This window comes from Actinoplanes sp. NPDC049265, assembly GCF_043197135.1.
GTDB lineage: Bacteria > Actinomycetota > Actinomycetes > Mycobacteriales > Micromonosporaceae > Actinoplanes.
The window spans coordinates 104,490-120,818 of sequence record NZ_JBICSP010000009.1; the positions used below are offsets into that span (position 1 = coordinate 104,490).

The 16,329-nt window shown below is 72.1% G+C and carries 15 protein-coding genes; 8 read left to right on the forward strand and 7 right to left on the reverse strand.

The window, feature by feature from the left end; genetic code table 11:
* Positions 1-30: 30 nt before the first annotated feature.
* The 3 genes from ACGFIO_RS22205 to ACGFIO_RS22215 are packed head-to-tail and all read right to left on the reverse strand — an operon-like array spanning position 31 to position 3,557.
* On the reverse strand, positions 31-1,191 hold the full coding sequence (locus tag ACGFIO_RS22205; protein WP_392828192.1) for an acyltransferase family protein: 1,161 nt from the start codon (positions 1,189-1,191) through the stop codon (positions 31-33).
* 33 nt (positions 1,192-1,224) lie between these two features.
* Complete coding sequence (locus ACGFIO_RS22210) at positions 1,225-2,748, reverse strand: diguanylate cyclase (protein WP_392828193.1); 1,524 nt, start codon at positions 2,746-2,748, stop codon at positions 1,225-1,227.
* 35 nt (positions 2,749-2,783) lie between these two features.
* Positions 2,784-3,557: a hypothetical protein gene (locus ACGFIO_RS22215; RefSeq protein WP_392828194.1), complete on the reverse strand. Its 774-nt coding sequence runs from the start codon at positions 3,555-3,557 to the stop codon at positions 2,784-2,786.
* Between the two features lie 204 nt (positions 3,558-3,761).
* Here ACGFIO_RS22215 and ACGFIO_RS22220 point away from each other — a divergent pair, with 204 nt between their 5' ends.
* The 6 genes from ACGFIO_RS22220 (at position 3,762) to ACGFIO_RS22245 (ending at position 9,339) form a co-directional block, all read left to right on the forward strand.
* Positions 3,762-4,196: an OsmC family protein gene (locus ACGFIO_RS22220; protein WP_392828195.1), complete on the forward strand. Its 435-nt coding sequence runs from the start codon at positions 3,762-3,764 to the stop codon at positions 4,194-4,196.
* An 11-nt stretch (positions 4,197-4,207) separates the two neighbouring features.
* The gene (locus tag ACGFIO_RS22225) at positions 4,208-4,684 is read left to right on the forward strand and encodes a hypothetical protein (RefSeq protein ID WP_392828196.1); all 477 of its coding nucleotides are present in this window, start codon (positions 4,208-4,210) and stop codon (positions 4,682-4,684) included.
* Positions 4,685-4,793: 109 nt separating this feature from the next.
* Positions 4,794-5,453 carry a hypothetical protein gene (locus ACGFIO_RS22230; protein WP_392828197.1) on the forward strand — a complete coding sequence of 220 codons (660 nt, stop codon included), beginning with the start codon at positions 4,794-4,796 and terminating at the stop codon, positions 5,451-5,453.
* A gap of 21 nt (positions 5,454-5,474) precedes the next feature.
* Complete coding sequence (locus ACGFIO_RS22235; RefSeq protein WP_392828198.1) at positions 5,475-7,463, forward strand: alpha/beta fold hydrolase; 1,989 nt, start codon at positions 5,475-5,477, stop codon at positions 7,461-7,463.
* Between the two features lie 55 nt (positions 7,464-7,518).
* Entirely contained in the window at positions 7,519-8,181 is a 663-nt protein-coding gene (locus ACGFIO_RS22240; protein WP_392828199.1) for a hypothetical protein, read from the forward strand.
* 279 nt (positions 8,182-8,460) lie between these two features.
* Positions 8,461-9,339 (forward strand): sulfotransferase domain-containing protein, encoded by an 879-nt coding sequence (locus tag ACGFIO_RS22245; RefSeq protein ID WP_392828200.1) that lies wholly within the window; start codon positions 8,461-8,463, stop codon positions 9,337-9,339.
* 330 nt (positions 9,340-9,669) lie between these two features.
* Here the strand turns inward: ACGFIO_RS22245 and ACGFIO_RS22250 are convergent, their stop codons facing one another.
* The 3 genes from ACGFIO_RS22250 to ACGFIO_RS22260 are packed head-to-tail and all read right to left on the reverse strand — an operon-like array spanning position 9,670 to position 12,402.
* Positions 9,670-10,488, reverse strand: coding sequence for an SDR family oxidoreductase (locus ACGFIO_RS22250; protein WP_392828201.1), 819 nt, complete (start codon positions 10,486-10,488; stop codon positions 9,670-9,672).
* A 57-nt stretch (positions 10,489-10,545) separates the two neighbouring features.
* Positions 10,546-10,983: a GNAT family N-acetyltransferase gene (locus ACGFIO_RS22255; protein ID WP_392828202.1), complete on the reverse strand. Its 438-nt coding sequence runs from the start codon at positions 10,981-10,983 to the stop codon at positions 10,546-10,548.
* A gap of 12 nt (positions 10,984-10,995) precedes the next feature.
* Positions 10,996-12,402 carry a serine hydrolase domain-containing protein gene (locus ACGFIO_RS22260; RefSeq protein ID WP_392828203.1) on the reverse strand — a complete coding sequence of 469 codons (1,407 nt, stop codon included), beginning with the start codon at positions 12,400-12,402 and terminating at the stop codon, positions 10,996-10,998.
* 159 nt (positions 12,403-12,561) lie between these two features.
* Here ACGFIO_RS22260 and ACGFIO_RS22265 point away from each other — a divergent pair, with 159 nt between their 5' ends.
* On the forward strand, positions 12,562-12,684 hold the full coding sequence (locus ACGFIO_RS22265) for a hypothetical protein (protein WP_392828204.1): 123 nt from the start codon (positions 12,562-12,564) through the stop codon (positions 12,682-12,684).
* Between the two features lie 99 nt (positions 12,685-12,783).
* On the opposite strand, the gene ACGFIO_RS22270 is transcribed toward ACGFIO_RS22265, so the two are convergent.
* Positions 12,784-14,016, reverse strand: a complete 1,233-nt coding sequence (locus tag ACGFIO_RS22270; protein WP_392828205.1) for a M20 family metallopeptidase — start codon at positions 14,014-14,016, stop codon at positions 12,784-12,786.
* A 269-nt stretch (positions 14,017-14,285) separates the two neighbouring features.
* Here ACGFIO_RS22270 and ACGFIO_RS22275 point away from each other — a divergent pair, with 269 nt between their 5' ends.
* Entirely contained in the window at positions 14,286-16,328 is a 2,043-nt protein-coding gene (locus tag ACGFIO_RS22275; RefSeq protein ID WP_392828206.1) for a prolyl oligopeptidase family serine peptidase, read from the forward strand.
* The last annotated feature ends 1 nt before the right edge of the window (position 16,329 follow it).

Sequence of the window (16,329 nt, forward strand, 5' to 3'; positions counted from 1 at the left end):
GGCGGCGTCAAGCAGTGAGATGGCTCAATGTCAAGACTGCCCGGACGGTCCGGAAGTCGACAGTGGAGTGCGCTTGAGCAGGGCGGTGATCGAGCGGCGGCGCTGGAAGGGGAACTCGAAGAGCTTGGCGAACAGCCAGGCAGTGACGAGGGACACGCTCCCGGTAACCGCGGTGGTAACCGCGAACGCGGCCAGGCCGTGACCGAGCCGGGGCGCCACCACGGTCAGGCTGAACGCCACCACGATCGGCAGGTGGATCAGGTAGAGGCTGTACGAGAAGGAGCCCAGCCGGGCCAGCGGCCGTGAGCTGAGCAGCCGGACCAGCGGCGCGGGGCGGCCGGTGGCCAGGGTGACCACGAGCAGGGCCAGAGCCGGGGTGACGGCCAGGTCGACCCAGAAGTAGTGGGCGACGACCCAGCCACCACCCTCGAGCACGATGAGCGCGGCGACCGGGAGGGCCACCGCCATCGTCATCGCCGGCCATGCCGCCCGGCGTACCGTCGAAGAAGCCGGCAGAATCGCCGCGGCCGCGACCCCCGCCGCGAACACCGGGAGCAGCTGCCAGGTCAAGTACCGGGCGGCTGCACCGGCCGGGGCGAAGATCAGGCCGGCCAGCACGACCGGAATCGTTGCGGTAAACAGCATGGCGGTGACGCCGGCCCGCCGGATGATCAGCAGGAGCGCCGGGAAGGTCAGGTAGAGCAGAGCCTCGACGCTGATCGACCAGAAGGCGCCGTTCGGCGTGGGCGCGCGGACCAGGTCCTGCAGGAGCAGGCCGAAAACGACAACGGACTTGCCGTTGGGCGGGCCCGAGTGCGGCATCCGGACCACGGTCAGGGTGATGACCAGGCTGAAGGCCAGGGCGGCCCAGTACGCCGGGAGGATCCGCCAGGCCCGGCGCCGCGCGAACCGGCCCAGCCCGCCCAGCCGCCAGCCGTTGCGGGCCGGGCCCACGGCCAACGAGAAACCGGACAGCACCAGGAAGAACACCACCGCCAGCCGGCCCAGGCCGAGCCAGTCCAGCCAGGCCGGGCCGGTGCTCTTGGGAAAGCCCTTGAAGGTGTACGCCCAGCAGTGGAAGAGCAGCACGTACAGCGCGCAGAGGCCGCGGAGCCCGTCCAGTCCCGCCACCCGCCCGGTCGGGGCCGACGGCGAGGCCGGCGCGGGGTGCTCGAGGACGGCTTGGCTCACACCCGGTAATCACGTAGCCGGCCGCCCAAGGGTTCAGGCGACGACCAGGTCCCGGCCCTGCCGCTTGGCCGCGTAGAGCTGCCGGTCGGCCTGGTCGAACAGGTCGGGCCCGCGCATGCCGTCGGTCCACACCGCGGCCCCGATGCTCAGCGTCACCCGCAGGCCCGGCATCAGCGTGTTCCAGTCGTAGCCGCGGACCGCCGCCCGGACGCGCCGCGCGATCGCCGCCGCGGTGGGCAGGTCGGCGTCGAGGAAGACGGCGAACTCGTCGCCGCCGAAGCGGACCGCGGCCTCGCCCTGCCGGCAGTGCGCCCGCAGCACGTCGGCCACCGCGTGCAGCACCCGGTCGCCGACGCCGTGCGAGTAGGTGTCGTTGATGTCCTTGAAGTGGTCCACGTCGACCAGGATCAGCGCGGTGCCACGCCCGGTCCGGCCCAGCCGCGCGTCGAACGCACGCCGGTTGCCCAGCCCGGTCAGCGCGTCCGAGACGGCGACGTCCTCGGCGCGGTCGCGGGCCGCCTCGAGCTCGGCCCGGCGCCGGGCCTGCCGCAGCATCTGCCGCCGGTCGAGACGCTGCCGCCACAGCAGGGCGAGCTGGTCGCGCAGGGTGTCGAGCATCGTCGTGGCCGCCGCGCCGGGGTCCATGGCGGCGGCGATCCGGGCCAGTTCGTACCGGATGATCAGCCGTTGACCGGTCTGCTCGGACAGCTCCAGGGCCGCGGTCAGCTCCCGGAAGGCGCCGCGCGGGTCGCCGAGCTCGTGCAACGCCGAACCGTAGGCGATGTGCAGCAGCCGCGCCTCGTGCCGTAACCCCTGCGCCCGCAGCGGCAGCAGGTGCTCCTCGGCCAGCTCGATCGCCTCGCCCGGCCGGCCGGTGCGGGCCAGGCCGACCGCGAGCAGCGCGACCACCACCGGCGCGTCCGGGTCGAGAGCCCGGTGCTCCCGGGCCAGCTCGACGCTGCGGGTCAGCCGGGACCGGGCCTCACCGGCCGCACCCAGCTGCTGCAGCCGCATCCCCCACTCCAGCAGCATCTCGGCGTGCATCAGCCGCAGGCTCTCTTGGAACACCGGGTCGGCGCCGGAGTCCCGGGCACACCGGTCGGCCAGCTCGTACAGCTCGGCGGCGAGGGCGGCGTCACTGATCGAGCAGAGTGCCGAGAAGTAGCGGCCCTGGTGGGGCAACAGCTCCAGCTCGGTGATCGCGCGGGCCAGCAGGTGCAGGCCCTCGTCGGTCCGGCCCAGCTTGACGTAGAGGTCGGCCTGGTCGGCCAGGATCTTGACGTAGTTGGCGCGGGGCCCCGAGACCCGGCGGGCGGCGGCCAGCTCCTCGCTGATGGACAGCGCCTCGTTCAGGCGGCCGAGGCCCAGCAGCGCGTACATCCGCGCCTGGCGGGCCAGCAGGTACGCCGGGCGGTCACCGAGCGTCAGCAGCACCGCCTCGGCCCGGTCGCCGAGCACCAGCGCCTCGTGGTGCCGCCCGTTCATGGTGAGGTTGTGCACTTCCAGCGCACAGCCGAACAGCACCCCATGGGAGTCGGCGGGCACGGGAAGGGGCACGCCCCGCTTATCGGCCGGCGGAACCGTGAGTTGAGCTAGGCGGCCAGCGTTCGGCTCGCCACCTCGCGCAGGTAGCGGGCCGTGTCCGCCCTCAGGTAGAGGTTGGGCAGGTCGGCCGGCGACTCGCCGAAGAACATCCCGTACAGGATCGCGGCGTCCAGGTAGATGGCCTGACCGGTCGGGTGCTTGCCGTCCTTGACGATCAGCGGGGTGGTGCCGCGGCGGGCCACCACGCTCTCGAAGGCGTCGCTGACCGGCGCGATCGCGACCGGCAGGGGCAGCGCGGCGGCCAGCCGGGCATAGTTGGTGTCGATCGCGGCCACGTTCGCGGCCCGCGAGCCGAACGGCCTCGGGTTGACCAGCGCCCAGTTCTTGAACAGGATCACCCGGCCGCCGGGCTTGAGGGACCGGGCCAGGGCCTGGGTGTACGTGGCCAGCAGGGTCCGCCGCACCCGGCCCGGGTCGGTGGCCACCAGCACGCTGAACTCCTGCAGCAGGATGACGTCGTACCGGCGGCCGGCGGTCAGCGGCCGTTGCGACAGGCCGGTGTCCCAGCTCTTCTGCAGCGTGCTGCCATAGCGGATGGCCTTGGTCACCCGGATCGTACGGCCACGTTCGCGGGCCATCTCACGGATCACGTCGGGGGTGTCCGCGCCGGTGATGGCCCGGGTGCCGATCAGGCTGTTGCCGACGAACAGCACGTCGATGGCCGCCGATCGGGCCGCCGTGACCTCGGCCGACCCACTGGCCACGAGCCCGGCCGAGGCGACTGCGCCGACCAGCACCAGGGTGAGGACTTTTCGCAACACGAGGTCATGGTGCGGTCCCGGCGCAAGGGTCCGGCTCATCCGGTCGGCCGATGTTTGCCCCCGTTCAGGACGGTTTCGTGCACCCCGCAACGTCTCGCATCCTCGAAAGTTTCCGGAAGTCGTCGACGTGTGCGCGGGCACGGCCGGCAGCGACGACGGCCCGTACGACAGAATCGAACCCGAACCGTTCATCGAGGAGGCGTCATGGCAGGTCATGGTGGCAGCGTGGAGCGAGTCGGCACGCACACGTGGATCGGGCGCAACGAACGGGGCGCCGAGGTGCGCATCGGCACCGACGAGGTGGCCGGCGCCTTCTCGCCCGGTGAGCTGCTGCAACTGGCCGTCGCCTCGTGCTCGACGGTGACGATCGAGGACATGGTCGTACGCCGCTCCGGGCCGGACGCCCGGGTGAACGCGACAGTGGACCGCGACCGCGCCCCGGGCACCCACGAGTACCAGCGGATCTCGGTCACGCTCGACGTCGATCTGGCCGGACTGGACGACACCGAGCGCGGCCGGGTGGTGAAGGCGCTGCGCACCGCCGTCGAGCGCGAGTGCACGGTCAGCCGCACGGTCGAGCAGGGCACTCCGATCGACCTCGAGATCGTCGCCGACGGCGGGGGTGCGCGCACCTCGTAGCATCGACCGCCATGGACTCCTCACTCGCGTTGATGATCGGGCTGGCCGCCTGCTATGCCGGTGCCACGTCGCTGCCCGCCCTGGTCCGGCGGCTGGGTCTCCAGCGGGCCGTCGCGGCCGGGGTCGGTGTCGTAGCCGCCGTCGTGCTGGCCTTCGCCCTGATGCTGCTGCTGGCCCGCGTCCACGTCGGCGCCACCGCGGTGGTCGTGCTGCTGTTCACCGGTGCGGCGGCCTACCTGGTGCTGCGCCCCGACCTCGACCAGCGGGCGGCGACCGGGACGGCCATCGGCGTGGCGGTCGTGATCGGCGCGGCGTTCGTCTTCGTCTCGTACCTCGCGGTCATGGCGTTCATCGGCGCGGCCGGCGTCTACCTGCTGCTGCGGCTGTTCCTGCGGATCCGCCCGGCCCTGCTGGTGATGGGCGGCACCATGTGCTGCCTGCTCGCCGCCTCGGGCGCGGTCTTCGCGGTGGCCCTCTCCAACATGTGATCACTGCGGCGACTAGCATTGCCGCGACCGGCCAGGGACGGCGAGACGAGGCGATATGCGGTGGTTCCGGCGCGGCGCGGGTCGGCAGCCGGTGCAGCACGATCCGGGTGTGCGGGACGCGCTTCTGCATGACGTACGCACGCAGTTCGGCGGCGCCGTGATGATGCGGTTCGCCGACCAGGCCGACACCGTGACGCGGATGCTGGCCGGCGACGACGGGCTGGCCGTGGCGGCCGAGGTGATCCACCAGTCGGCCGACGAGGCCCACGCCCAGATCGCCGGTCAGGTGACCGACCTGCACCAGCGCACCGGGCACTGGTTCGCCGTCGACCGCCGCAACTACCGGCCACTGTGGCGCGACGCCGCACCCTACCTGCGCTGGCCGATGTTCGAGTTGCGGAGCGGCTTTCATCCGTACGCCCAGATCGCCGGCGCCACCGCTGTCGTCGGCGCCCAGGCCAAGCGCCTGACCAAGGTGTCCGACCCGACCCCGGTGCTGGACCACCTCTTCGAACTGCTCGACCTGACCGTGGCCGGGTGGGAGTTCTTCGGCGTACCGGTCGACAGCGACGGCGCCGGCCTGGCCCACAGCCTGATCACGTCGGCCCGCGCCCTGCACGACGCGATGGACGAGCCGCCGCCGATCGCCCTGTCCATCCGCGAGCTGATGCGCCGAAACAACACCCTGCAGGTGTACGAGCCCGGCTCCGGCCGCCCCCTCGGCACCTTCAACCCGGGCAAGCAGATGCGCGAGGTCCTGCTCACCTGACCCGGGTGGTATGAAAGCGGCATGGTCCCTTTCGCCGATCTCGACGCCTACGTCGCACTTCCCCGCGTGGACGGACTGTGGCTGGCCCCCGACGGCAGCCGCCTCGTCGTCGGGGTGGCCACACCCGATCGGAAGAACACCCGCTACCTCACCGCGCTGTGGGAGATCGACCCGGAGGGGCGCCGACCGGCCCGCCGGTTGACCCGCAGTTCCGAGGGCGAGGCGGCGGCCGCGTTCACGCCGGACGGCGACCTGCTCTTCGTGTCGAAACGGCCGGACCCCGACGCCGAGGAGGGCGCGGAGGCCCGGCCCGCGTTGTGGGTGCAGCCGAGAGACGGCGGAGACGCGAGAGTGCTGGTCACCCCACCCCATGGGGTACGCGGACCGCGCACCGGCGCCGACGGCACGGTGCTGTTCGGGACCGGCCTGATGCCGTCCGCCCCCGACGCCCCGGCCGACCAGGAACTCCGCGAGCGGCGCAAGGACGGCGGGGTCTCGGCCGTCCTGCACGACGCGTTCCCGGCCCGGTACTGGGACCACGACCTCGGTCCGGACCGGACCCGGCTGGTCGTCACCGGCGCCGGCGGCGAACTGCGCGACCTCACCGGGCACGTCGGGCCGGCGCTGGACGACGCCGCCGACTGGGACCTCAGCCCCGACGGCCGGACCGTGGTCACCACGTGGACCGCCCGCGTGGCCGGCGAGCGGCACGTGTCGCTGGTCGCGATCGACGTCGCCACCGGCGAGCGGCGCACCCTGGCCGCCGACCCCCGGCTGACCTACGACTCGCCGCGCGTCTCCCCCGACGGCAGCCGGGTGGCGATGGTGGTCTGGCGGCGGTCCACCCCCCAGGCGTCGCAGACCGGCTGGCTGGCGATCGTGCCGCTGGCCGGCGGGCCGGTGCGGGACCTGACCCGGGACTGGGACCGGTGGCCGCATCCCGGCCGGTGGACGCCGGACGGCGCGGCGCTGGTGATCAGCGCGGACGACCAGGGGCGGTCGCCGTTGTGGCGGGTCGACGTCGAGTCCGGCGAGGTGGCCCGGCTGACCGACGACGACGGCGCGTACACCGACGTCCGGGTGGCGCCGGACGGGCGGTGGGCGTACGCGCTGCGGTCGGCCATCGACGGCCAGCCCCGGCCGGTCCGTGTCTCGCTCACCGGCGCCGGCGTCGAAGAGCTGCCCTCCCCCGCCGCCGCGATCGAGCTGCCCGGGCGGCTGACCGAGATCACCACGACGGCCGAGGACGGCACCCCGCTGCGGGCCTGGCTCGCCCTGCCGCACCACGCCGGCGCCGCTTCGCCCGTACCCATGCTGCTCTGGATCCACGGCGGGCCCCGCCACTCGTGGAACTCCTGGTCGTGGCGGTGGAATCCGTGGATCGCGGTGGCCGACGGGTACGCCGTGCTGATGCCCGACCCGGCCCTGTCCACCGGGTACGGCTACCACTTCATGGAGCGCGGCTGGGGTTCCTGGGGCGGCAAACCGTACACCGACCTGATGACCGTCACCGACGCCACTATCGCCCGCGACGACGTCGACGAGTCGCGGATCGCGGTCATGGGCGGGTCGTTCGGCGGCTACATGGCCAACTGGATCGCCGGGCACACCGACCGGTTCGCGGCGATCGTCACGCACGCCTCGCTGTGGGCGCTCGACCAGTTCGGCGCCACCACCGACACGGCCGACGTGTGGAGCCGCGAGCTGCCGCCGGTCGCGGCCGCGGCGAGCTCACCGCACGGCTTCGCCGATTCCATCCGTACGCCGATGCTGGTCATCCACGGCGACCGCGACCATCGCGTGCCGATCAGCGAGGCCCTGCGCCTGTGGTGGGACCTGCAGTCCCGGTCCGGCGCCGAGCCCAGCCCGCACCGCTTCCTCTACTTCCCCGACGAGACCCACTGGATCACCAAGCCCGGCAACGCCAAGGTCTGGTACGAGACCGTGCTGGCCTTCCTGGCCCACCACGTCCGCGGCGAGAAGTGGCAGCCGCCCGAGCTCCTGGGTTGACCCCGTCCGGGTCTTCTCCGGCGCCACCCTCGACCAGGCGTCGTAGTCTGGCCGGATGAACGTCGCACTGGCACGTATCGTCGCCGCGGCCGCCGGCGTCCTTACCGGCGCCGCCGTCGCACGTGAGCTGGACAAACCAACCGCTGAGCGGGACTGGCACGGGGATGTCGGCGGCGTGCCGTACGACTTCCGCGCCCCGACCGCCGACAGCATCAAGCAGAAGCTCTGGGACCCCGACAACCCGAGGCTGGTCGGGCCGCCGCTGTTCGGCGTGGGCTGGAGCCTGAACTTCGCCCGCCTGGCCGCCGACCTGGCCCCGCCCTCGGCCCCGCCGCACACCGGCACCCCGCCGCCGGGCGCCACGCCGACGCCGCCCGACCCGACGGCGCCGCCCGCTCCGGAGACCCCGCCTCCGCCCGCCGCCACCGCCACTCCCCCCGACACCAGCGCCCCGGCCGCACCCGCGCCGGGCGCCTCCACACCCCCCGACACCAGCGCCCCGGCCACACCTTCGCCTGCTGCTCCGGCCGTCGACACGCCGTCGGTTCCCGCGACCTCGCCGCCGCCGGCCTTCACCACGCCCGACCCCGACGAGCCGCCGGCCGCCTCCACGTCACCGTGGTCCGACTCCGCACCGCCGCCGGCCACACCGGAGCCGCATCTGGACGGCGGCATCGCGGCCGATCCCGACGACCGCCCCAGGCCCTCCGACAACTGACCCTTCAACGAAAGCCGCCGGATGATCCGGCGGCTTTTTGTTTTCCTACCGAGCCGTTTACATGCATGTACCAAGTTGTTCGACACACGTCTAGACAGCAGTGCGGGCGACCGTTTTTTGTTGTAAAGTCACGGCACGGTTCGTGTTATCGGGCGGTTGACGCGAACCCACGAACCCGGCCCTCCAAAACGGGGGCCGGCCATCGTTCAGCGACCATTTCGACAGCACCTCGACCGCCGCCGGGAGCCGTTCCCGGCGGCACGGATCAGGGACCGAGGAATGATCAACCGCACCGTGACCTTCGCCAAGCAGAACACGCCCGAGTCGTGGCGCATCGCCGCCCGCCGGGCCCAGCTCGAAGCCCACAACGTCCGCCTCAGGCTCGCCGTCCCGGTCACCACCCGCACCGAATTCGCCAACATCTATCATTGTGCGATCCGCAAGACCGCCAGCCAATGGATAACCGCGCTGTTCGGCGATCCGCTCGTCTATCGCTATTCGGGATTATTGCCGTATGTCCCGCGCTACTACAAGTGGCAGCACCCGGAACCCCCGCCACGACACCGCATCGCCCTGTCGATGTTCCTGTCGCACCACAAGTTCGAAACCATTCCCAAACCGGATCCGTGGCGAGCATTCTTCATCTATCGCGACCCACGCGACATGGTGGTGTCGAGCTATTTCTCCACGCTGAAAACGCACGGCCCAATGGGCGACATCCCCCAGCTGCGCCGCGAACTATCCGCCCGGCCGGTCAAGGACGGCCTGATCCACCTGATCGGCCACCACAACCGCAAGGGCACCTTCCGGGCGCTGCGCTCCTGGGTGACCGCCGCCCAGGACGAGCGCATCGCCCTGTTCCGCTACGAAGACCTGACCGGCGCCCGGCAGGCCGGCGAACTCGACCGCCTGCTCCGGCACTGCGGCATCACCATCCCACCGGACGACCTGGCCACCCTGCGCGAGCGCTACAGCTTCGCCCGGATGCGCGGCAACCAGCCGATCTCGCACTACCGCAAGGGCACCGCCGGCGACTGGCAGAACCACTTCGACGACGACATCAACCGCGCCTTCACCACCGCCACCGGCAACCTGATCGAGCTCCTCGGCTACCCCGCCCGCCCCCAGGTCCCCTCCCCCCGCCCCGGCGGCCACTGACAACCACCGGTGAGCAGAGCGCTCTACTCACCCACCCATTGGTGCGCAGAGCGCTCTGCGCACCAATGGGTGCCTCTAGCTCAACGTCAAGGGGCCGGCTGCCGCCCACCCCGCCCACCGTCACGGCCGACCAGCGTGAGCCCAGAGCAGCGCCCCGCCCGCCCACGCCCACCTCCGCCCGACACAGTGGTAGCCCAGACCAGCGCCCCGCCCACCCACACCCACCACCTCCCGACACAGTGGTAGCCCAGACCAGCGCCCCGCCCACCCACACCCACCACCGCCCGACACAGTGGTAGTTCAGACCAGCGCCCCGCCCACCCACACCGTCTAGGCGGGGAGGACCATCAGGTCGCGGGCGGTGTCGAAGGCGGCCTTCCGCGCCGCCAGCGCCGGCTCGATGAAGCTGAAGGCAGCCGGCCCGACCGGCAGGCGCAGCGGCGGCTCGGGCATGTCCGCGACCCGCCGCACGCTGTCCACGAACAGGCTCGGCGGGCTCACGATGGCGCTCTCGGCCATCCCGCGCAGCGCGTCGAGCATGCCACCGACCAGCGGCTGGTAGGCCTCGATGGGGTTCGAAGGCAAGATCAGGTTCCGGCCGTACGCGGTGGCGAACCCGCCGAGCTGCAGGATCGTCACCTTGACCCCGAACTGGCCGGCTTCCGTCGCCAGCGCCTCGGCCAGTCCTTCGAGCGCGAACTTGCTCGCCGTGTACGCGGACAGGCCGGGCAGCGCCACCGTCCCGGACACCGACGACGAGAAGATCGCGTGCCCGCGCCCCTGCGCCCGCCACACCGGCAGGACGTGCCGCAGCAGCCGCCACGGCCCGTACACGTTGGTGTCGAACTGGGCCGCGAGTTCGTCGTCGCGGACTTCCTCGACCACGCCGAACTGCCCGTACCCGGCGTTGTTGACGAGGATGTCGACGCCGCCGAACTCTTCCGTGGCGAGCTGGACCGCGGCCGCGCACTGCCCGTCGTCACGCACGTCGAGGGCGGCAGTGCGCAGGCCGGGGGCGGCGAGGTCGGTGAGGCGGGCGGCGTCCCGGGCGGTGGCGAGCACCTGGTCGCCGTCCGCGGCCAGTCGTTCGGCCAGGGCCCGCCCCAGCCCGGAAGAGCATCCCGTGATTAACCAACGACGCTGTGTCATGGCCGGAGTGTGGCCGACCGCCGGCGAAATGTCACCAACCGTCGCTGACCCGGGTGACTACACCGCCTTCAGGAAGCGGGCCGACTTCGCGCACATGTCCTCGTACCCGAGAAGCTTGTAGAACTCATGTGTTCTGGTGCGGTAACGGCTGCTGGTGATCTCCAGCTTCAGGCAGCCGACCGCCCGGGCCTGTTCCTCGAACGCCGCGACCAGCGCCTGCCCGACTCCGCGGCTGCGGTAGCGCTCGTCGACGACCAGCGCACCGAGCCGCGCGGCCTTCCCGGTCGCCTCGAGCAGCGGACTGACGTGCATCGCGGCCACGCCGACGAGTACGCCGTCGTCATCGGCGCCGATGAGCCAGCTCCACGGGTCGTCCAGCCAGTGGCCGAGTCGCTCCTCGACCTCGGCCTCGGTGGTCGGATAGCCCAGCTGCCCGAGTAGATCGGTCAGGGCGGACAGGTCCTGGCGGCTCACCGGCCGAAGCTGAAGATCCATCACCGGATCCTTTCAGGCCACGTCGGGTCGCGTCATCAGCGGCGCACGCAGGTGCAGCGCCAGATCAGGCTTGGTCAGGGGTACGACGTTCCAGGTCGCCGTGGCCGTGTCGCCGTCGATCACCAGCCGGACCAGGTGCGGGGTGGTGATGACGAAGATGTCGGCGACGAACGTGTCGCCGTGCCAGGCACCGGACGCGACGACCGGCCGGCCGAGCGGTGCGCTCTCTCGCCACCGGCCGTGGCCGACCTCGAGATCGGGGATCGTGTCGAGGCGCAGCCGCCATCCGTCGCCGGCCGGTTCAACCAGCACCGTGGACCCGGCGGGCAGCGCGGAGTCAGCCGCCGCGACGACCGTCGCCTTGATCGCACCGGTCGGCGAGCCCGGGACGAGGCCTGGGCCCGAGCCCGTGACCAGGGGAAACGACAGCCGCCGGAGCCGGTCGGCGAGGATCTCGTCGTCCCGCGCGTTGTCCGGGCGGCCAATCCCGGGCGCCAGGTGGTTCCAGACCGCGTCGGCCGTGGTCAGCGGGCGCGGGTGGTGGCTGGTCACAACCACAACGAGATCGAGCGACGGAATGACGAGGCATTGCTGACCGAAGGCCCCTTCGGCGTAGAAGGCGTGCTCCGACCGCCAGAACTGGTAGCCGTACCCCCGCGCCGAGTCGTCCTCGAACGGCGGGATGTCGGAGTGCGCCCGGGTGGCCAGCTCCACCCACTCCCGCGGGACCAGCTGCCGGTCGCCCCAGCGCCCGCCGCGCAGCAGCAGCTCACCGAAGGCGGCCAGGGCCTCGGTGGTGAGATGCAGGCCGTGGAAGCCGAACGCCTTGCCGCTGGCCACCCTGTCCCACTCGGCGTGCTCGATGCCCATCGGCCGGAACAGCCGATCGTCGAGCAGGTCGGGCAGGTCGCGGCCGGTGACCCGCTCGACCATCCGGGCCAGCAGGAACGTGGTCGCGTTGTCGTAGGCGAACAGGCTCCCCTCGGCCGCGGTGAACGGCACCCGCAGGAACCCCTTGACCAGGTCGCCGGGCTCCCGCTCCCAGGCCTCGGCCAGGCTGTCGGTGCCGTGCCCGGAGGTCATCGACAGCAGGTGGTGCACCGTGATGCGGCGGCCCTGCGCCGAGACGTCGTCGGGTACGTGGCCGGGCAGCACGTCGACCACCCGGTCGTCCAGCGCGAGCAGGCCGTCGGCGACCGCCAGCCCGACCGCGATCGAGGTGAACGACTTGGTCGCCGAGTAGAGCAGAGTGGGCCGGCCGGCCGAGTACGGCGCCCACCAGCCCTCGGCGACGACATGCCCATGGCGTACGACCATGATGGAGTGGCCCTCGACCGAGCGTTCGCCGAACCAGTCGAGCAGGGCGCCGATCGAGCGGGACGACATCCCCTGGGCGGCCGGGGTGGATCGCGGGAACATCCGGGCACGCTAACAACTCCCGCGCCCGGGGCGAAGCGAGTATCGCCGGGGTTGTGGCCCGGGCCGATGACCACCACCGGCTCAGTGCGGGGGCAGCGACGCCCAGGTGGGGACCGCCGGTGCGGGCCGCAGGGCATGCGCACCTCGACCTTGCGCTGATTGCAGCCGCCACAGGCGGCCACGGTGCTGAGCCAGGTATTGCCGCCGCTCGCCATCGGGCTGCGATGCCGGCTCGCCGAGGGCGACGCCCGGGTCAACGACGACGAGTCCACATCGGTATGAGGGCGTGTCGCGGGCGACGCCAGGCACGCTCTGGACCTCGCCTCGCACTCGGGTGATCCGTCAGATGCGCCCTGACAGCACTGAGAACGGACATCGGAGTCAACGTGCTGCGCCCTCGGACCGGAGCCCGAGGCCGCCGCCCGGGGCCGACCGGACTGCCAGCCGATCGGTCAGCAGGCCCGCCATGGCGCGCACGCCGTGACCGATCGCTCGCTCATCGGCGGCGAAGTCCGGGGAGTGCGGTGCGCCGTTCATTCCTGTCTCGGTGTCCGCGACGCCGAGGTAAAACAGCGCGCCGGGCGCCTCATCGAGGAACAGTGCGAAATCCTCGCAGTTGAAGGGCCAGGACGCCCGGGCCCACAAGACGGACTCCGGCCCCAGCTCCTTAGCCAGGTACTGGCCGGCCGCCGTGCTGAGCTCCGCGGAGCTCACCATGGCGGGAAATGGATCGCCGGGGAACTCCACGTGTCCGCCGGCAGCCGCCGCGATCTGCTTGATCCGCGTGCGCAGCTCCGGAAGCCGCTCCTGCGGCCAGACCCGCAGCAGAACGTTGGCGGCCGGACGCGCATCGGTCGTGTGCTCGGTCCACTGGGCGACGCTCACGGATTCCTGGATCGTCGCGGCGATCTCCGGCGCCAACAACGCGTGGAAGCGCATGTGGTAGTCGTCAATGCTTCGAGGGAACTCGACGGTGCCGAGCTCCGCCACCTCGGCCGTGACAGCGGTGACGGCCGAGTCGTGACCGCCCGGCAGCACTATCCGGATATGGTCGAGCCCGGGCAGGCCGTACCCCGGAGAGACTGCGATCGTGCCGGAGGGGAACGGGCTGCAGTGAACCGCATAGAACTCGCGCGGCGCGAGGCGTTGCACCAGGCCGGTCTCGAGCATCGCGCGTGCGCCCTGCAGGGGTTCCTCGGCCGGCTGGAAGACGAACACCAACCGACCCCTGACCGGCTCAACGCCCTGAGCCAGCGTCCGAGCGACGCCGACGCCGATCGCGGTGTGCAGGTCGTGCCCGCACAGGTGCTCGACGCCGGGGGCGCGCGAGGCGAAGCCCTCGTCGAAGACCAGGCCCGACCGCGGGATAGGCAGCACGTTCGTTCGCGCGTCGACGGCGTCCATGTCGGCTCGGTACGCCACGGTCGGACCGTCCGCGGAGCCGTCGAGCACCGCGACGACTCCGTGTCCGCCGACGCCGGTCGTTACGTCGAGCCCGGCCGCGCGCAACTGGCCCGCGACCAGCCCAGCCGTCTGCCGCTCCTCACCGGCCAGCTCGGGGTGCCGGTGGATCTCCCGGCGGAGCTCGATCAGTTCGTCGTCAAGTTTCGGCACCGGCAGATCATGCACACAAGCGTCGATTCCCCGCACCACCATTTGAGATCCCGTGTCTCGACGACGAACTCAGCCCCGGACTGAGCACCACGCCTGCTTGGCGGCTGGCGCAACCGCACGGCGTGCCGCAGGCTGACCCGGTGCAGCGGGCCGAGGTCGGCGTTGAGTACGAGTACGTCGCTATCCGCCCCTCCCTTCCCGTGTCAGCCGAGGTGATCTCCACGGCAGGAGCAGCCGGTCGAGGCGGGCAATCCGATTACCGTGGGGCCATGACCTTTCCCGACCTCTTCGCCGAGACGCTTGGGTTCTCGTACGGACGGGCCCGCTCGTTCCGGATCGCACCGGACGGTTCGCGGGTGCTGTTCCTGCGGTCGAACAGCGGCACGGATCGCGTACACCATCTGTGGTCGTTCGATGTGGCCGGCGGAAGCGAACGGCTGCTGGTGGACGCGGCCACGCTCGGCGCCGATCAGGATGCGCCGATGTCCGAGCAGGAGCGGGCACGCCGGGAGCGGACGCGGGACCGGGCGGCCGGCATCGGGGCGTTCGCCGCTGACGAAGGCGTACACTCCGCGGTCTTCGCCGTGTCGGGACGCCTGTACGCCGTCGATGTGGCGACCGGCGAGGTCACCGCCCTGGACGCCGCGGAACCGGCCACCGAGGCGCGGATCGACCCGACCGGCCGGACCGTCGCGTACGTCGTCGACGGCGCCCTGCGCGTGGTCGGCCGCGACGGCAAGGACGACCGTGCGCTCGCCCGGCCCGACGGCCCCGAGGTGACCTGGGGCCTGCCGGAGCACGAGGCGGCCGAGTCGATGGACCGCTACGAGGGCTTCTGGTGGGCGCCGGACGGCGACCGCCTCCTCGCCGCGCGCGTCGACAACGAGCGGGTTCAGGTGTGGCACATCGCCGACCCGGCGCACCCGGAGAAGCCGCCGGTGGCGTTGCGTTATCCGGCCGCGGGCACCCCGAACGCCGACGTCAGCCTGCACATCCTCGGCCTGGACGGCGTCCGCGTCGAGGTCGGGTGGGACCGGGCCGGGTTCGAGTACGTCACCCGCGTGGTCTGGGACCGGCACGGCCCGCTGATCGTCGTGCAGAACCGGCGGCAGACCGTGATGCGCGTGCTCGCCGTCGATCCGGCGACCGGGGCGACGTCACTGGTCGCCGAGAGCACCGACCCGCGGTGGACGACGATCGTCGACGGGGTGCCCGCCCGGCTCGGCGACGGCGCGCTGGTGTGGACGATCGACGACGGCGACACCCGGCGGCTCACCGTCGGCGGCACACCGGTCACCCCGCCCGGCCTGCAGGTGGAGAAGGTGCTGGCCGTGGACGGGCCCACGGTGCTGTTCACCGGGCGGGACGAGCCGACCGAGCGCCACCTGTGGACCTGGTCGGCCGCCGCGGGTCCCGAGCGGCTCACCTCGGCGCCGGGCGTGCACACCGGCCATCGCGCCGGCGGCGTGACCGTGGTCGAGACGGCCGACCTGGACGGCGCGCGGGTCACCGTCGGCGGTCACGAGCTGCGGAGCGTCGCCGCCGAGTCGCCGGTCGAGCCGCGGCCGCGGTTTGTCACGCTGGGCGAGCGCGAGTTGCGCGCGGCGGTGTTCTTCCCGACCGGGTACGCGCCCGGCACGGCCCGGTTGCCGGTGCTGATGGACCCGTACGGTGGCTCGGCGGCGCAGAAGGCCGAGAAGGCCCGCAACCGTTTCTGGGGCTCGCAGTGGTTCGCCGACCAGGGCTTCGCCGTGATCGTGGCCGACGGCCGGGGCACCCCCGGGCGCGGCCCACGCTGGGAACGGGCGCGCGGCGACGACCACGCCGGCCCACGCCTGCAGGACCAGGTTGACGCCCTGCGGGCCGCGGCCGAACTCCTGCCCGGCCTCGACCTGACCCGGGTCGGCATCCGCGGCTGGTCGGCCGGCGGCTACCTGGCCGCGCTGGCGGTGCTACGCCGCCCCGACGTCTTCCACGCCGCGGTGGCCGGCGCGCCGGTCATCGACCAGCTGCTCTACAGTTCGCACTGGCAGGAGCGCACGCTGGGCCTACCGGCCGAGAACCCCGAGGGGTACGCCCGGGGTTCTTTGCTCGCCGACGCCCCCCACCTGCGCCGCCCGCTCCTGCTGGTGCACGGCATGCTCGATGACAACGTGCTGCCCCTGCACTCGATGAGGCTGTCCGCCGCCCTGCTCGCGGCCGGCCGCCCGCACAGCGTCCTGCCCCTGCCCGGCGCATCGCACATGGGCGCCTACGCAAAGAACCTGTGGCAGTTCCAGCTCGACTTCTTCCGTACGTCCCTCGGGCTCTGAC